The organism is Micromonospora sp. NPDC005252 (assembly GCF_042872475.1).
Classification (GTDB): Bacteria; Actinomycetota; Actinomycetes; order Mycobacteriales; family Micromonosporaceae; genus Micromonospora.
In genome coordinates, this window is record NZ_JBIAKN010000007.1 from 215,958 (window position 1) to 230,073 (window position 14,116).

Sequence of the window (14,116 nt, forward strand, 5' to 3'; positions counted from 1 at the left end):
GCCAGGTCGATCGTCAGACGTCAATGACCTTGCGGCGCATCGGGGTGTGCGGGATGTCGTCCTCGACGTACTCCGGGCCGCTCACCGCGAAGCCGTGCCGGGCGTAGAAATCGACCAGGTGCGACTGGGCCTCCAGCACGCAGGGCCGGTTGCCGACCAGATCCAGCGCAGCCGTCATCAGCCGGCCCGCCTGCCCGCCGCCGCGCGCCTGCGGGGCCACCACCACCCGACCGATCCGGGCGGCGCCGTCGGGGTCGGCGAGGATCCGCAGGTACGCCAGCGGCGCGCCGCCGTCGGTCAACCAGAGGTGGCGGGTGCCCGACTCCACGTCCCGCCCGTCGAGCTCGGGGTAGGGGCAGTTCTGCTCCACCACGAACACGTCGATGCGCAGCTTGAGCAGGTCGTGGAAGGTGCGGGCGTCCAGGTCGGCGAAGGACGCCACCCGGATCTCGGTGGTCTGCTGGGGCACCCACCGATGGTAGGCCGGGCCGGCTCACGCGGCGTCCCCGCGGGTCGGTGCGAGGTAGGTGGCGGCCACGGCGGCGAGCAGCAGCGCGCCGCCGAGGAGCACCGGCAGTGGGAGCGGCTCGTGCAGCAGCGCCACGGCCAGCGCCGCCGCCGTCAGCGGTTCGAGCAGGGTCAGCACGGCCGCGACGCTGCCCGCGGTCGTGCGCAGCCCGGCGTAGAACAGCGCGTACGCCACGGCGGTGGTGACGACGCCGAGGTGCAGCAGCAGCGCCAGGGTGTCGAGGCGTACGTCGACGGCGACGCCGGCGACCAGTACCATCGGCGCCAGGGTCAGCGCGCCGACCACAGTGGAGATGGTAGTCAGTGTCATCGGTGCGGTGTGCTGCGACACCTGGCGGCTGATCAGGGTCGTCACCGCGTACCCGAGGCCGGACCCGGCGGCCGCGAGCAGGCCCAGCAGCGGGGCCGGCGCGGCCGTGGTGGGCTCGGCGGTGGCCCCGGTGATCAGGGCGAGCCCGGCCACGGCGGTGACCAGGGTGCCGAGGCGTACCGGGCCGGGGAGCCGGCGGGCCCGCAGCGACTCCCAGGTCGCGGCGAGCACCGGCGCCAGGCCCAGGCTCACCACGGTGGCCACGCTGACCCCGGCGAGCGCCACGGCGGCGAAGTAGAGCGCCTGGTAGAGGCCGAGGCCGACGCCGGTGAGCAGCAGCGGTACGGGTGCCGCGCGCAGGGCGGCCGGGAGCGTGCGGAGCCGGCCGGCGGTGCACGCCAGCAGGACGAGCGCGGCGATCGCGAGGCGGAAAAAGCCGATGCTCACCGGGCTGAGCCCGGTGCCCTCGCGCAGCAGTTGCACCGCCACGCCGGTGGTGCCCCACAGGACTCCGGTGACGGTGATCTGGATCAGGCCGGTGCGGGCCTTCAGGGCGGCCGGGGCCGGGGCGGCCGGCGGCGCGGTACGGGACGTGGACACGGGTGCGCTCCGGTGGGGTGACGTTGACGGGGACGACGTCGACGGAGCGCGTACGGCGAACTGGCCGGCCCGGGTCGGTCACCCGGTCGGTGTGGCGCGCGGCGCTCCGCTCAGGAGCGCGGCGGGGGCAGGACGCCCAGCAGTGGCCGCATCGGGCGACCGTACCGCAGGGCGCGCGGTCAGGCGGGGCGGGCGCCGACGGCGTCGCGGATCTCGGCGCCCTCGGTGCCCTCGACCGCGCGGGCGCAGTGCCCGCAGCAGAAGAACCGGCCGTTGACCTCCACGCCGTGCCCGACGATCTTGATCTGGCAGTGTTCGCAGATGGGTGCCATGCGGTGGATCGCGCACTCGAACGAGTCGAAGGTGTGCACGTCACCGCTGACGGTGTGCACCTCGAACGCCATCCAGTAGTCGTTGCCGCAGACCTCGCAGGTAGCCACCGAAAAACCCCCCGTATCAGGACATGTGCCACCAGAGTGCCTCAGGGCAGGGTGGCGGCGGGCGAATTACCGCCAGCTGGTCGGGCCGGGCGGCGTGTCGGCTCCGGCGTGTCGTCCGTTAGGCCCGATGAACCGCCGTGACCCCCGGAGGATCGCCATGATCAAACGCAACAAGCTCTTCGGCAGCCAGACCCGGGTGACGTTCTGCCTCCCACGGGACGCCCCGCCCGGCCCGGTGAGCGTCGTGGGCTCCTTCAACGACTGGGAGCCCGGCCGGCACGAGTTGGTGGCCCGCCGCGACGGCACCCGGACGGTGACCGTGAAGCTCAGCCCGGGGGAGTACCGGTTCCGCTATCTCGCCAGCGGCGGGGTCTGGCTCGACGACGAGACGGCCGACGTGGTCGACGACCGCGGCAGCCTGCTGCGACTCTGAGGAGCGAAGTCGTCACCATCGATGTATTTATCGACCACACCCTTTACTGTTAATAAAGTTTAAATTACCTTGGGGGCACCTCACCGCACCTGGAGAAGGAGCTGCCCCCATGCGTCGAAGAATCACCGTCCCGCTGGTGGCGGCGGGCGCTGTCGCCGCCACCCTCACCGTCGCTGGGCCCGCCCAGGCGCACGGCTACGTCTCCGCCCCACCGAGCCGGCAGGCGCTCTGCGCGCAGGGCCGGGTGCCCGACTGCGGGCAGATCAAGTACGAGCCGCAAAGCGTCGAAGGGCCCAAGGGTCTGAAGAGCTGCAACGCCGGCATCGCCCAGTTCGCCGTCCTCAACGACGACAGTCGGGGCTGGCCGGCCACGTCGGTCGGCAGCTCACTGACCTTCACCTGGGTCAACACCGCCCGGCACGCCACCAGCAACTGGGAGTACTGGATCGGCAACACCCGCGTCGGCGTGGTCAACGGCAACGGGCAGCAGCCGGGCGCGACGGTCTCGCACACCGTCGACCTGGGTGGCTTCTCCGGCCGCCAGAAGATCCTCGCCGTGTGGAACATCGCCGACACCGCGAACGCGTTCTACTCCTGCATCGACGTGCAGATCGGCGGCGGCGGGTCGACGCCCACCCCCACCCCGACCACCTCACCCACGCCGCGGCCGACCACCAGCCCGACCACGGCGCCGACGACCCCGCCCCCGACGGGTGGCACCTGGACCGCCGGCCGGACGTACCAGGTCGGCGACCAGGTCACCTACGGCGGACTGACGTACCGCTGCCGGCAGGCCCACACGGCGATCCCCGGCTGGGAGCCGCCGAACGTGCCGGCGCTCTGGCAACAGGTCTGACCCGCACGGGTGCGGCCCCGGCCGCACCCGTGTCGCCGTCCCCGGATGATCGGAGCCCCCGGCATGCCCCGCGCAACCCTGCTGACGTGCCTGCTCGCCGCGTCGCTGCTCACCGCCTGCGCCGGGCCGTCGGAGGGCCCGCCGGCTCCCGCGTCCCCGGCCGCGTCGGCGGCGGCCGGGGACGCGGCGGCCGGAGCACCGCCGGCCGGAGCACCGCCGGCCGGAGCCGAGATGAGCGGCATCGACGTGGTGTTCCTGAGCACGATGATCGGGCACAGCGAACGCACGGTGCAGATCGTCCGGCTCGCCCGGGACCGGCTGCGCGACGACGCGCTGCGCACTCTGGCCGCCGCCATCGAGGCGACCGAGGCCGACGAGCTGTCGGCCATGCGCGGTTGGCTGCCCACGACCGGGCCGGGCGTCAGCGCGGCCGGGCACGACCACGCCGGGCACGGCGACGACACCGCGCTCGACCGGCTGCGGGCCGCGTCGGACGCCGACGTCGACCGGGTGCTGCGCGAGGTCCTCGCCGACCACCAGCGGGCCGCCGCCGACCTGGCCCGGGCCCAGGTCGGCGTCGGCCGCAACGAGCGGGTCCGCGACCTGGCCCGGCGGATCGACCAGTCCCGCAGCGCCGAGGTCGAGTTGCTCAGGGGTACGCCCTGAGCGTGCCCGTCAGCGCGGTTCCAGCCGGACCGAGATCGAGTTGACGCAGTGCCGGGTGTCCTTGGGGGTGAAGCCCTCGCCGTGGAACACGTGCCCGAGGTGGCTGTCGCAGCGGGCGCAGCGGATCTCCGTACGAGCCATGCCGAGGCTGCGGTCCTCGATCTCCTTGACCCGACCCGGGATGGCGTCGTCGAAGCTCGGCCACCCGCAGTGCGAGTCGAACTTCGTGTCGCTGGAGAAGAGTTCCAGACCGCAGGCTCGACAGTGGTAGACGCCCTGGGTTTTGGTGTCCACGTACTCGCCGGTCCACGGGCGTTCGGTGCCGGCCTCCCGCAGGACGTGGAACTCCTCGGGGCTCAGGCGGACACGCCACTCGTCCTCGGTCTTGGGCAGGTTGTTGTCGTCAAGACTCACCCGTCAACGGTACGTCGAACGTCGGGGGCGTGGCATATGGTCGCGGGATGGGTGGCACCAAGGCAGCGGTCGCCGAGGTCGAGGTGGCCGGGCGCAGCGTACGGCTGAGCAGTCCGGACCGGGTGATCTTCCCGCAGCGGGGGTTCACCAAGGCGGACGTCTTCCACTACTACCTGGCGGTCGGCGACGGGATCATGCGCGCCCTGCGGGACCGGCCCACCACGCTGCAACGCTTCCCCGAGGGCATCGAGGGTGAGGCGTTCTTTCAGAAGCGGGTGCCCACGCGAGGCGTGCCGCCCTGGGTGACCACCGCCCAGATCACCTTCCCGAGCGGTCGCAGCGCGGCCGAACTCTGCCCGGCCGACCTGGCGCACGTGGCCTGGGCGGCACAGATGGGCACGATCGTCTTCCACCCGTGGCCGGTGCGCGCCGCCGACGTGGATCGCCCCGACGAGCTGCGCATCGACCTCGACCCGCAGCCCGGCACCGACTTCGCCGACGCGGCGCGCGCCGCCGGGGAGGTCCGCGCGCTCCTCGACGAGCTCGGCGCGACCGGCTGGCCGAAGACCTCCGGGGGGCGCGGCGTGCACGTCTACCTGCGCATCCAGCCCCGCTGGACGTTCACCGAGGTGCGTCGCGCCACCATCGCGCTGGCCCGGGAGGTGGAGCGCCGCAACCCCGACCTGGTGACCACCGCCTGGTGGAAGGAGGAGCGCGGCACCCGGGTCTTCGTCGACTACAACCAGATGGCCCGGGACCGGACGATCGCCTGCGCGTACTCGTTGCGGGCCAACCCGCGGGCCACCGTCTCCACCCCGGTCACCTGGGACGAGCTGCCCGACGTCGACCCGGACGACTTCGACCTGCGCAGCGTCCCGACCCGCCTCGCCGAGCAGGGCGACCCGCACGCCGGCATCGACGACTCCCCGTGGGACATCACGCCCCTGCTGGAGTGGGCCGAGCGCGACGCCGCGGCCGGCCAGGGCGACCTGCCGTACCCGCCGGACCACCCCAAGATGCCCGGCGAACCCAAGCGCGTGCAGCCCAGCCGCGCCAAGCGCGAGAGCGCCTGACCGGCCCTGCCTCACGGGGATGGCTGGGCGGTCCACGCCAGAACCCGGGTGAACAGCTCCGTCGGATCGGGCGCCGGGTTGGGGTGGAGCTTGATCAGTTCAGCGGTGGCATCGAAGAGTTGGCCGACGGCTGAGTACGTCGCTCGGCTCGGGTGGCATGTGGTCCTGCGAGGGGCCTGAAGTTGTCGTACACCCGTTCTAAAATTTGTCTGTGATCGATGAGTTGGCGCGGGCGGAGAGTGCGGTGGCGACCTGCACCGACGCCGCCACGTGGGCGCTCTCCGAGCACGATCTGATTGTGGCGCTCGATGCCGCGCACCGGCTCCAGCAGCGGCTGGCGTCAGTGCAGTTGGCGGTCGTGCGGGAGTTGGACGGTCGGGGCACCGCGGTCGCGCAGGGCGCGTCCTCGACGGCGGTGTGGCTGCGCCACCGTTTGCGCCTCGACGTCGCCGCCGCCCGTCGGCTGGTCGGCCTCGCTGCGTCGCTCGACGTGGCACCGCCCGGCGTGCGGGCCGCCCTGGCGGATGGGGCGGTCAGCGTCGAGCAGGCCCGGGTCATCGCCGAGACGGCCGCCACCGTGTCGGCCTCGGCGGGCGTCGAGGTCGCGGACAAGGCCGTCGGCGTGCTGGTGGAGTGGGCCGAGCAGTTCGATCCCATCCTGCTGCGCAAGATGGGCACTCGGATCCTCGACCACGTCGCTCCGGACCTCGCCGATGCCGCCGCTGCGGCGGCCCTGGCCGCCGAGGCCGCCCGGGTGGCCCGCGACCGGCACGTCACCATCTCCGAGCAGGCCGGCGGGCGGCTCCGGCTCAGCGGCACCCTCGACCCGGAGGCCGCCGCGCTGCTGCGCGCCGCCATCGATCCGCTGAGCGCGCCCTCCGGCCCCGACGACACCCGCTGTGCCGGTCAGCGCCGCCACGATGCTCTCGCCGACGTGTGCCGGCTCGCCCTGCGTACCGGTGAGCTGCCCGAACATGGCGGCGATCCCGCCCAGCTCGTCGTCACCACCAGCTTCGACGGGCTGACCCGGCAATTGGGCGCCGGCGCGCTCGATGTCGGCTTGCGGCTCACCCCCGACACGGTGCGTCGGCTCGCCTGCGATGCCGCCATCCTGCCTGCCGTGCTGGGCGGTGCCGGCCAGGTTCTCGATGTGGGTCGACAGCGCCGTCTCATCTCTGGTCCGCTGCGTCGAGCCCTGGTCCTCCGGGACGGCGGCTGCGCGTTCCCGGGCTGCGACCGACCACCGCGCTGGTGCGCCGCCCACCACATCCGCCACTGGGCTGACGGTGGCCCGACCAGCCTCGACAACGCCGTCCTGCTCTGCGGCCACCACCACCGCCACGTCCATCAGAGCGACTGGGCTGTCCGCCTCGGCGGCGACGGGCACCCGGAGTTCGTGCCGCCGGCCTGGCTCGACCCGGAGCAACTGCCGCGCCGCAACCACTACCACCGGCGAACGTAGGCGATCGGCACCCGGGTTCCCTTCTCGCCAGCCAACCGCGGACTTGATCCCGACCAGATCGTTACGGTGCGGTTGGTTCGTCCGCCGCGGTTCAGAGCAGTTCGAGGATGATGCCGTTCTCGGATTCCTCGCCGCGTGGGCCGTGGTCGCGGATGATCTCGACGATCATGTCGAACAGCGTCTGCCCGTGGCCGCGTCGCGCGTTGCGCAGCCTGGCCTCGATGCCGGCGCGGTTCGACGGGTGGCAGGTGCGCAGGATCTGCTCCAGCCATCGGGCCGTCGCGTCATGACCGAGCGCCTCCCGCGACGCGTCGGAGCTGAGCCACCTGAGCACCCACGGCGTCTCGGGGGTGCCGAAGCCGCCGTGCAGGATGTCGTTGAAGGCGTCGAGGTTTCCGTTCCACGTGGCGTGCGGCAGCAGCCGCGAGAACTCGCGTACGAAGCCGGCGAAGTCGACGAACGAGGCGCCGTCGATCGTCAGCACAGGGAGGGCGTCGCTCTGGTTGGTCACGGTCCAAGTATGCGGGTCCACCCGGATGGCGCGGATCCCGTACCGGTTGACTTTCGATAGGTAACGAGCGAAACTCGATGCATGGCTGTTGAACGTCGAGCGGTAGCCGCTCTCAGGGTCGTCCTTGTGGTGCTGTTCGTGGTCCTGATCGGATTTCAGACCTTCTCGCTGCCCGGGCAGTTCGCGCACATGGCCCAGGAGTCGCCGGAGCACGCCTACCTGCGGTGGCCGCTGACCGCCGTGACGGTGTTCTGGGTGCTGTGCGTCCAGGTGGTGATCGTGTGCACCTGGCAGTTGCTCAGCCTGGTCAAGAACGACCGGATCTTCACCGAGGCGTCCCTGAGGTGGGTCGACCTGATCGTGTGGGCCATCGGTGCGGGCTGGTTGGTGCTGGTGGGCGTCTTCCTCTACGTCGGATTCAACGCGGACGACCCGGGCGGCCCGATCCTGCTGTTCCTGTTGACGATGGGCGTGACGGTGCTCGGGCTCCTCATGGTCGTGATGCGTGCGCTGCTGCGGCAGGCCACCACGCTGCGGACCGACATGGAAGCGGTGATCTGATGCCCATCATCGTCCGCATCGACGTCGAGTTGGCCAAGCGCAAGATGAGCGTCGGCGAGTTCGCCGAGCGCGTCGGGCTCACCCCGGCGAACGTGGCGGTGCTGAAGAACGGCCGCGCCAAGGCCGTCCGCTTCAGCACCCTGGAAGCGATGTGCCGAGTGCTCGACTGCCAGCCCGGAGATCTGCTCGAGTGGGTCGAGGAGGAGGAAACCCCATGAGGTACGTCATCGCCGCTGTCTTGTGCGGAACGTGACCGCACCGGCCGTGCTCGTAATAACGATCATGTAACGGGCGCGAACCTTTCCCCGTGGGTGACCTGTTTTGAAGGTCGTCGGCCCACCAGGGCCAGGGGAGGCGTCGGATGAAGCTGGTGTGGAGGCGGGCCCGCGAGGCGCGGGGTCTGCTGGTTGCCGCGGTGATCGCCGCCCTGGTGGCCGTAGCGTTGGTCACCGGCCTGTCCGACTACAACCGCCGGGCGGTGGACGCCGGGCAGCGGGCGCTGGTCGCCGCGTCGCCGGCCGAGGAGCGCGGCCTGTTGATCAGCGGCGCCGGCGGGCGTGACGCCGCCGAGTTAGCCACCCGCGACCAGGCGGCACGGGCCGAGTTCGCCGACGGGCTCGCCGGGGTCCCGGTCACCGTCGCCGGGGCCCGGTACGGCACCGGCCGGGAGTTGACCGGCGACCTCGGCTCGGTGCCGCGTACGGGCGACGAGCCGATCTTCGCGAACCTGGCCACCCTCGACGACCTGGCCGCGCACGCCGAGCTGACCAGCGGAGCGTGGCCGCGTCCCGGAGCGAAACCCCTCCAGGTGAGCCTGCCGGAACGGGTCGCCACGACACTCGGCTTGACCACCGGCGAGCGGATCCCGCTGCGGGACCGCTCCACCGAGAAGGCCAGCGAGGTGGTGCTCGCCGGCACCTGGCGGCCCCGCGACCCGACCGAGGTGTACTGGCTGCTGGCCCCCGGTGTGGGTGCGGGCAGCGCCGGGTCGGCCACCTCGTACGGGCCGTTCGCGCTGGACCCGGCCGACTTCGCGACCGCCTTCCCGGGCTCGGTGACGGCGTCCTGGCTGGCCGAACCGGACCTCGGCGGCGTCGACGCCGGTGACCTGCCCGCGGTGCGGGCTGCCGTGAACGCGGCCTCGACGGCGGTGCCGGAGGCCGCCCAACTCGGCAGCTCGGCGCAGTCCCTGACGAAGATGGACCAACTGCTCGACCGGATCGGCCGCGCCGACCTGGTGGGACGCTCCGCACTGGCCACCCCGCTGCTGCTCATCCTGGTGCTCGGCGGGTACGCGCTGGTGCTGGTCGCCGCCCTGCTGCACGAGGACCGCCGTCCACAGACCGCGCTGCTGCGCGCCCGGGGCGCCGCCCGGAGGCAACTGGCGGGCCTGGCCGCCCGGGAGGCGACCCTCGTGGTGGCGCCGGCCGCCCTGCTCGGGCCGGTGATCGCCGGGGAGGCGCTGCGGTTCGTCCGGCCCGGCGGGGCGGCGGAACTGTCCGCCGCCGGCGGCAACACCACCCTGGTCTGGGCGGCTGCCGCGGCGACCGCCGCCGGATGCCTGGTGGCCATGGTCGCGCCGACGCTGCGGGGGGCCGGCACGTACGTGGCCGACATGGCCGCCCGGTCCCGACCAAACCGGTCGGCGAGCATCCAGCGGGCCAGCGTCGACCTGGTGCTGGTCGCACTCGCCGTGCTCGCCTGGGTGCAACTGCGCCGGTACGCCTCACCGCTGGCCGGCTCGAACGGCCGTCTCGGGCTCGACCCGCTGCTGGTGGCCGCCCCGACCCTCGGTGTGCTGGCCGGGGCCGTGCTGGCGCTGCGGGTGCTCCCGCCGCTGACCCGGTTCGCCGAGCGGTTCGTCGACCGGCGGCCGTGGACGGCCACCATGTTCGGCATGTGGCAGGCCGGCCGGCGTCCGCACGCCGGGCCCGTGCTGCTGCTCGCCCTCGCCGTCGGCGGGAGCACCCTGGCCTGGTCACTGATCAGCACGGGGGAGCGGTCCCAGGTCGAGCAGGCCGGCCACACGGTCGGCGCCGACCTGCGGGTGACCGAGCGGGCCGGCTCCGCCCCGCCGGCTCGGGCCGGTCAGCTCGCCGCGCTGCCGGGCGTGCACCGGGCGGTGCCGGCGTGGCGCGACGAGGTACGCATCGGCCGTGCGGACCTGCCCGTCACCGTGATCGGGTTCGACCCGGCCAGCGCGACAGGCGTCGTCCGGCTCGCCGACCGGCTCAGCGACGAGCCGGTGTCGACGCAGTACCAACGGATGGTCGCCGCGCGCGGCGCCCCCGCCGGCGTCGAACTGCCCGTCGGCACCCGTGCGATCACCGGCACGGCTCGCACCCCCGTCGACCAGGCCGTCCGGCCACAGCAGATCGCGGTGGCGCTGCTGGTCACCAGCACCGACGGGCTGGCCTTCCGGCTGCCGGCGGTCAGCGCCACCAGCGACGGACGGGCCGCGCCGTTCACCGTGCGGTTGCCCGACGTGGGCCCGGCGCGGCTGCGCCTCGCCGGCTTCGAGGCCGACGGCGGGGCGGCGGCCGGGAACTCGTACCGGCTCCAGGTGGACGGGCTGACGCTCGTCGGGGCGGACGGCACGACGCGACCCGCCGAGTTGACCGGGGACTGGAGCACGACGACCGGCCGCCAGGCGGACAACCAGGCGCCCGCCGCGGCGCAGGCCACCGCGACGGGGATCGCCGCGAGCTTCCCGGTGGAGGTGATCCCCGGCGGACAGTTCGCCTACCAACCGCCCACCCGGTTCGCCATCGTGCCCGCCGGGCAGATCGCACCCGTCCCGGTGCTGATGACCGCCGGAGTACGTGACGCGTTGGGCCTGCACACCGGCGACACGTTCGACCTGACCCTCTCCGGCGCGTCCGTGCCGGCCCGACTGCTCGGCGAACTGGACTCCGTGCCGACCACCACCGGCGAGGGCGTGCTGCTCGACCTGCCCACGGCGGTCGACGCGCTGATCCGCTCCGGCGGAACCATCCGGCCGGTGCCGGAGTGGTGGATCGGCGCCGACGACCCGGCGGCTGCGGCCCGCGCCAGCGGTGAGCTGGCCGGCGTCACCGTCCTCGACCGGCGTGCCGTGATCGAGGCCGCCGCCGACGACCCGTACTGGCGCGGGTCGCGGACGGGGATGCTCGCCGCCGCGCTCGGGGCGGTGCTGCTCGCCCTGGTCGGTCTCATGGTCGACGTGTGGGCCACCGCCCGGCGCCGGCTCGGCGAGTTCGCGGTGCTGCACACTCTCGGCGCGACACCGCGGCTGCTGGCCCGGGCGTTGCTGGCCGAGCAGACCTTCCTGGCCGGCATCGGCGTCGGGGTCGGGCTGCTGCTCGGCGCCGCGGTCGGGGCCACCATGGCTCCGCTGGTCATCCTCACCCCGGCCGCCGGCCGGCCGGTGCCCCCGGCGGCCTTCGCGCTGCCCTGGGTGCCCATCGGCCTGACCGCGGTCGGCCTGCTGCTGGCGGCGCTCGCCTTCAGCGCGTTCATCGCCGCCGGCATCCGTCAGCGGGTGGCAGCGGTGCAGCTGCGAATCGGGGGAGAACGATGAGCGTCGGCGCGGCCGCCCGCCGGGTCCGGGCGTACGGCGGGCAGTTCCTGCTTCTGGCGGTGCTGACCCTGGTGGTCACTCTGCTGGTCAGCGGAGTGCCCCGACTCGTCAACCGGCTCGCGGAACAGGGGTTGCGGGCGCAGCTCACCAGCGAGCCGGCCGCCCGCCGGGACCTTTCGTACACGTCGAACTCCGCCGTTCCCACGACGAAGACGGCAATGGCGGAAGCGCAGGAGCGATTCGACGCCCTGGCCGCGGCGATGCCGCCGCAGGTGCGCTCGGCGGTCACCGAGCGGTGGCACCGGTTGGACCTCCCGCCGACCCGCCTGGTCGGGCCGGATCTCGCGGCCCGCAACCTGCTTGTCGACCTGGGCCTGCGGGCCATGCCCGGGGTTCAGGACGCCGGCGCCCTCGTCGAGGGCGCCTGGCCGAGTGAGACCTACGTCCCGGACCGGCCGATCGAGGTGGCGCTGGACGTCGACGTGGCCCACAAGCTCAACCTGCGCGCCGGCAGCCGGCTGCGCATCGGCACCGTCGACCTCGCGGGCACCTTCGTCGACCCGAAACCTGTGGTGGTGTCCGGGTTGTTCCGGCCCATCGACCGCGCGGACGGGATCTGGGACGGACTGCCGCAGCTGCTGCGGGTCATCGAACCGGTCGGCGACGGAGAGCCGTTCACCATCACGGGCGTGATCGCTCAGTCCGCCATGAACAAGCGCGCCGCGGAGGGCTGGCCGATCCAGTCCGAGTGGCGGTACCGACTGGGCGTCGACCGGATCGACGCACGCGGTCTGGACCAGATGATCGGCGGCCTGCAGGAGATGCAGCGCAACGTTCCGGCGGGCTTCACGTTGACCATCGGCGTCGACGTTCCGCTGCGGGCGTTCGCCGCCCAGGTGAACGCCGCCCGTACCCTGCTCGCCGTCATCGGCGCCGGCGTGCTGGCCACCCTGGCCGGGCTGATCGTGCTCGCGGCCATCCTGGCCACCCGCCGGCGCCGCTCGGAGTTCGCGTTGATCCGTGCCCGTGGTGGCGCCGCCACCGCCGGCGCCCGGCGCAGTCTGGCCGAGTCACTGCTGGTGGTGCCGGTCGCCGCCCTGGTCGGCTGGTTGCTCGGCACCCTGTTCCCCGGCGCTCCGGATCCGACCGCCCGGTACGCCGCGGCGGCGACCGTGCTGGTCACCCTGGCGCTGCCGCTGGCGACGCTGGCGGTGCAGGGCGGCGGTGTCGCTCGCCGGGACCTGGTCCGGGTGCGCCCGTCGGCGCGCCGGCTCACCGTCGAGGTCTTCCTGCTACTGCTGGCCGGGCTCGCCGCAGTGCTGCTGCGCCGACGCGGGCTCACCCTCGGCGAGGTGGACCCGCTGCTGGTGTCCGTGCCGGTGCTGCTCGCGGTCGCCGCGGCGGTGCTCGCGCTGCGCGCGTACCCCTGGCCGTTGCGGTTGGTCAGCCGGCTGGCCGCGCGGACGCGCGGCAGCGTGACATTCCTCGGCACCGCGCGGGCCGGGCGATCCGCCGTCGCCGCGCCGCTGGTCGTCGTGGTGCTGGCGATCGGCACCGCGGCGTTCTGCGCGGTCGTCGCCGCCGGCGTCGACGCCAGCCGCGACCGGGCCGTGGAGCGGATCGTTCCCGCCGACGCGGTGATCCGGGGGGAACGTTTCGCCCCGGACACGGTCGAGGCACTGGCCGGTCTGCCCGGCGTCCAGGCCGCCACCCCGGTGCTGATCGAGCCGGACCAGCGGCTGGCGACCGACGAGGTCGGCACCGACGCGCGGGTCGGGCAGACCACGGTGCTGCTGGTCGACGGTCCCGGACTGGCCAGGGTGGCCGGCGACGCAGAGGTGGACGTGACGGTGCCGGACGCGTTGCGCTCCGCCCGGGCCGAACCGGGGCCGCTGCCCGCGATCGTGTCCCCGGCCGTGGCCGCCGACCTGTCGCGGACGGGCCTGCAGGGCTCGGCGTTCGTGTCGGTGCAGGGGCAGCGGTACGAGTTCCGGGTGGCCGGCGCGCAGGACAGCTTCCCGGTGTTGGCGGCGAGCACCAGCCGGTTCGTCATCCTGCCCTGGCAGGCGCTGCCGCCGCGGAACACCACGCCGGTGCCGACCAGCCTGCTCGTCGCCGGGGACCGGCTCGACGTGGCGGCGCTGCGCCAGGCCGGTGACCAGGGCCAGTTGCGGTACCAGCAGCAGGGTGCGGTGACCGGCCGGCAACGGCCGCTCCGGGTCACCGTCGACACCCGGGCGGGCGTACGACGGGACCTCGGTGACGGTGGCGCGAACGGCGTGCTGGCCTTCGGGTTCGTGGCCGGCGCCGCCGGCGGCACCGTGCTCGGACTGCTGGCCATCGCGTTCACCGTGCTGGCCGGCGCGCGGGCCCGGGGGCAGGTGCTGTCCCGGCTGCGCACCCTCGGCCTGTCCCGCCGACAGTGGCGAGGGCTGCTGCTGGTCGAGCTGGCCCCGCTCGTCGGGGTGTCGGTGCTGACCGGCGCGCTGGTCGGCGCGGTGCTCCCGCTGGTGCTCAATCCGGTGCTCGGCCTGTCCGCGTTCACCGGCGGAATGCCGGTTCGGGTGGCGTTCGAACCCGGCCTGGTCGTCGCGGTGTTCGCACTCGGGGCGGTCGCCCTCGGCTTCGCGGTCGCCGTCGAGGCCCTGAACAACCGCCGGCTGCGCCTCGGTGAGGTGCTCCGGCTCGGAGAGGAGAGCTGAG

At 73.5% G+C, this 14,116-nt stretch carries 14 protein-coding genes; 9 read left to right on the forward strand and 5 right to left on the reverse strand.

Annotation, left to right across the window (positions count from 1 at the left end; genetic code table 11):
- Nucleotides 1-13 precede the first annotated feature (13 nt).
- The 3 genes from ACFYPH_RS21285 to ACFYPH_RS21295 all read right to left on the reverse strand — a co-directional run bounded on the left by ACFYPH_RS21285 (nt 14) and on the right by ACFYPH_RS21295 (nt 1,878).
- Nucleotides 14-469 carry a GNAT family N-acetyltransferase gene (locus ACFYPH_RS21285; protein ID WP_387184036.1) on the reverse strand — a complete coding sequence of 152 codons (456 nt, stop codon included), beginning with the start codon at nt 467-469 and terminating at the stop codon, nt 14-16.
- 24 nt (nt 470-493) lie between these two features.
- Nucleotides 494-1,438, reverse strand: a complete 945-nt coding sequence (locus ACFYPH_RS21290; RefSeq protein ID WP_387184039.1) for a DMT family transporter — start codon at nt 1,436-1,438, stop codon at nt 494-496.
- Nucleotides 1,439-1,617: 179 nt separating this feature from the next.
- Entirely contained in the window at nt 1,618-1,878 is a 261-nt protein-coding gene (locus tag ACFYPH_RS21295; protein ID WP_354858130.1) for a Prokaryotic metallothionein, read from the reverse strand.
- A gap of 157 nt (nt 1,879-2,035) precedes the next feature.
- Between ACFYPH_RS21295 and ACFYPH_RS21300 the strand changes: the two genes are divergently transcribed.
- The 3 genes from ACFYPH_RS21300 (at nt 2,036) to ACFYPH_RS21310 (ending at nt 3,833) form a co-directional block, all read left to right on the forward strand.
- A complete protein-coding gene (locus tag ACFYPH_RS21300; RefSeq protein ID WP_354858128.1) occupies nt 2,036-2,311 on the forward strand; it encodes an isoamylase early set domain-containing protein in 276 nt (91 codons plus the stop codon).
- 109 nt (nt 2,312-2,420) lie between these two features.
- Nucleotides 2,421-3,167, forward strand: a complete 747-nt coding sequence (locus tag ACFYPH_RS21305) for a lytic polysaccharide monooxygenase (protein ID WP_387184042.1) — start codon at nt 2,421-2,423, stop codon at nt 3,165-3,167.
- A 63-nt stretch (nt 3,168-3,230) separates the two neighbouring features.
- A complete protein-coding gene (locus tag ACFYPH_RS21310) occupies nt 3,231-3,833 on the forward strand; it encodes a DUF305 domain-containing protein (RefSeq protein ID WP_387184045.1) in 603 nt (200 codons plus the stop codon).
- Nucleotides 3,834-3,842: 9 nt separating this feature from the next.
- On the opposite strand, the gene msrB is transcribed toward ACFYPH_RS21310, so the two are convergent.
- The gene (gene msrB / locus ACFYPH_RS21315) at nt 3,843-4,247 is read right to left on the reverse strand and encodes a peptide-methionine (R)-S-oxide reductase MsrB (protein ID WP_139582112.1); all 405 of its coding nucleotides are present in this window, start codon (nt 4,245-4,247) and stop codon (nt 3,843-3,845) included.
- 47 nt (nt 4,248-4,294) lie between these two features.
- Between msrB and ligD the strand changes: the two genes are divergently transcribed.
- Both ligD and ACFYPH_RS21325 read left to right on the forward strand, forming a co-directional pair.
- A complete protein-coding gene (gene ligD / locus ACFYPH_RS21320; RefSeq protein ID WP_355063950.1) occupies nt 4,295-5,320 on the forward strand; it encodes a non-homologous end-joining DNA ligase in 1,026 nt (341 codons plus the stop codon).
- A gap of 211 nt (nt 5,321-5,531) precedes the next feature.
- Nucleotides 5,532-6,782, forward strand: coding sequence for a DUF222 domain-containing protein (locus ACFYPH_RS21325; protein WP_363937793.1), 1,251 nt, complete (start codon nt 5,532-5,534; stop codon nt 6,780-6,782).
- A gap of 91 nt (nt 6,783-6,873) precedes the next feature.
- Here ACFYPH_RS21325 and ACFYPH_RS21330 read toward each other — a convergent pair whose 3' ends face one another.
- On the reverse strand, nt 6,874-7,293 hold the full coding sequence (locus ACFYPH_RS21330; RefSeq protein WP_354858119.1) for a barstar family protein: 420 nt from the start codon (nt 7,291-7,293) through the stop codon (nt 6,874-6,876).
- A gap of 81 nt (nt 7,294-7,374) precedes the next feature.
- On the opposite strand from ACFYPH_RS21330, the gene ACFYPH_RS21335 reads away from it, so the two are divergent.
- The 4 genes from ACFYPH_RS21335 to ACFYPH_RS21350 all read left to right on the forward strand — a co-directional run bounded on the left by ACFYPH_RS21335 (nt 7,375) and on the right by ACFYPH_RS21350 (nt 14,115).
- Nucleotides 7,375-7,854, forward strand: coding sequence for a DUF2975 domain-containing protein (locus ACFYPH_RS21335; RefSeq protein WP_354858116.1), 480 nt, complete (start codon nt 7,375-7,377; stop codon nt 7,852-7,854).
- Nucleotides 7,854-8,072 (forward strand): helix-turn-helix transcriptional regulator, encoded by a 219-nt coding sequence (locus ACFYPH_RS21340; protein ID WP_354858114.1) that lies wholly within the window; start codon nt 7,854-7,856, stop codon nt 8,070-8,072. Before ACFYPH_RS21335 ends, ACFYPH_RS21340 begins: the two co-directional genes overlap by 1 nt.
- A 143-nt stretch (nt 8,073-8,215) precedes the next feature.
- Nucleotides 8,216-11,413 (forward strand): ABC transporter permease, encoded by a 3,198-nt coding sequence (locus ACFYPH_RS21345; RefSeq protein ID WP_354858112.1) that lies wholly within the window; start codon nt 8,216-8,218, stop codon nt 11,411-11,413.
- Complete coding sequence (locus ACFYPH_RS21350) at nt 11,410-14,115, forward strand: FtsX-like permease family protein (RefSeq protein WP_387184051.1); 2,706 nt, start codon at nt 11,410-11,412, stop codon at nt 14,113-14,115. The genes ACFYPH_RS21345 and ACFYPH_RS21350 overlap by 4 nt, the downstream gene beginning before the upstream one ends.
- The last annotated feature ends 1 nt before the right edge of the window (nt 14,116 follow it).

Bases quoted from the DNA above. Each gene is read 5' to 3' on its own strand.
- ACFYPH_RS21350 (WP_387184051.1), top strand. From the start codon at position 11,410: ATGAGCGTCGGCGCGGCCGCCCGCCGGGTCCGGGCGTACGGCGGGCAG.
- ACFYPH_RS21340 (WP_354858114.1), top strand. From the start codon at position 7,854: ATGCCCATCATCGTCCGCATCGACGTCGAGTTGGCCAAGCGCAAGATG.
- ACFYPH_RS21310 (WP_387184045.1), top strand. From the start codon at position 3,231: ATGCCCCGCGCAACCCTGCTGACGTGCCTGCTCGCCGCGTCGCTGCTC.
- ACFYPH_RS21305 (WP_387184042.1), top strand. From the start codon at position 2,421: ATGCGTCGAAGAATCACCGTCCCGCTGGTGGCGGCGGGCGCTGTCGCC.
- ligD (WP_355063950.1), top strand. From the start codon at position 4,295: ATGGGTGGCACCAAGGCAGCGGTCGCCGAGGTCGAGGTGGCCGGGCGC.
- ACFYPH_RS21335 (WP_354858116.1), top strand. From the start codon at position 7,375: ATGGCTGTTGAACGTCGAGCGGTAGCCGCTCTCAGGGTCGTCCTTGTG.
- ACFYPH_RS21345 (WP_354858112.1), top strand. From the start codon at position 8,216: ATGAAGCTGGTGTGGAGGCGGGCCCGCGAGGCGCGGGGTCTGCTGGTT.
- ACFYPH_RS21300 (WP_354858128.1), top strand. From the start codon at position 2,036: ATGATCAAACGCAACAAGCTCTTCGGCAGCCAGACCCGGGTGACGTTC.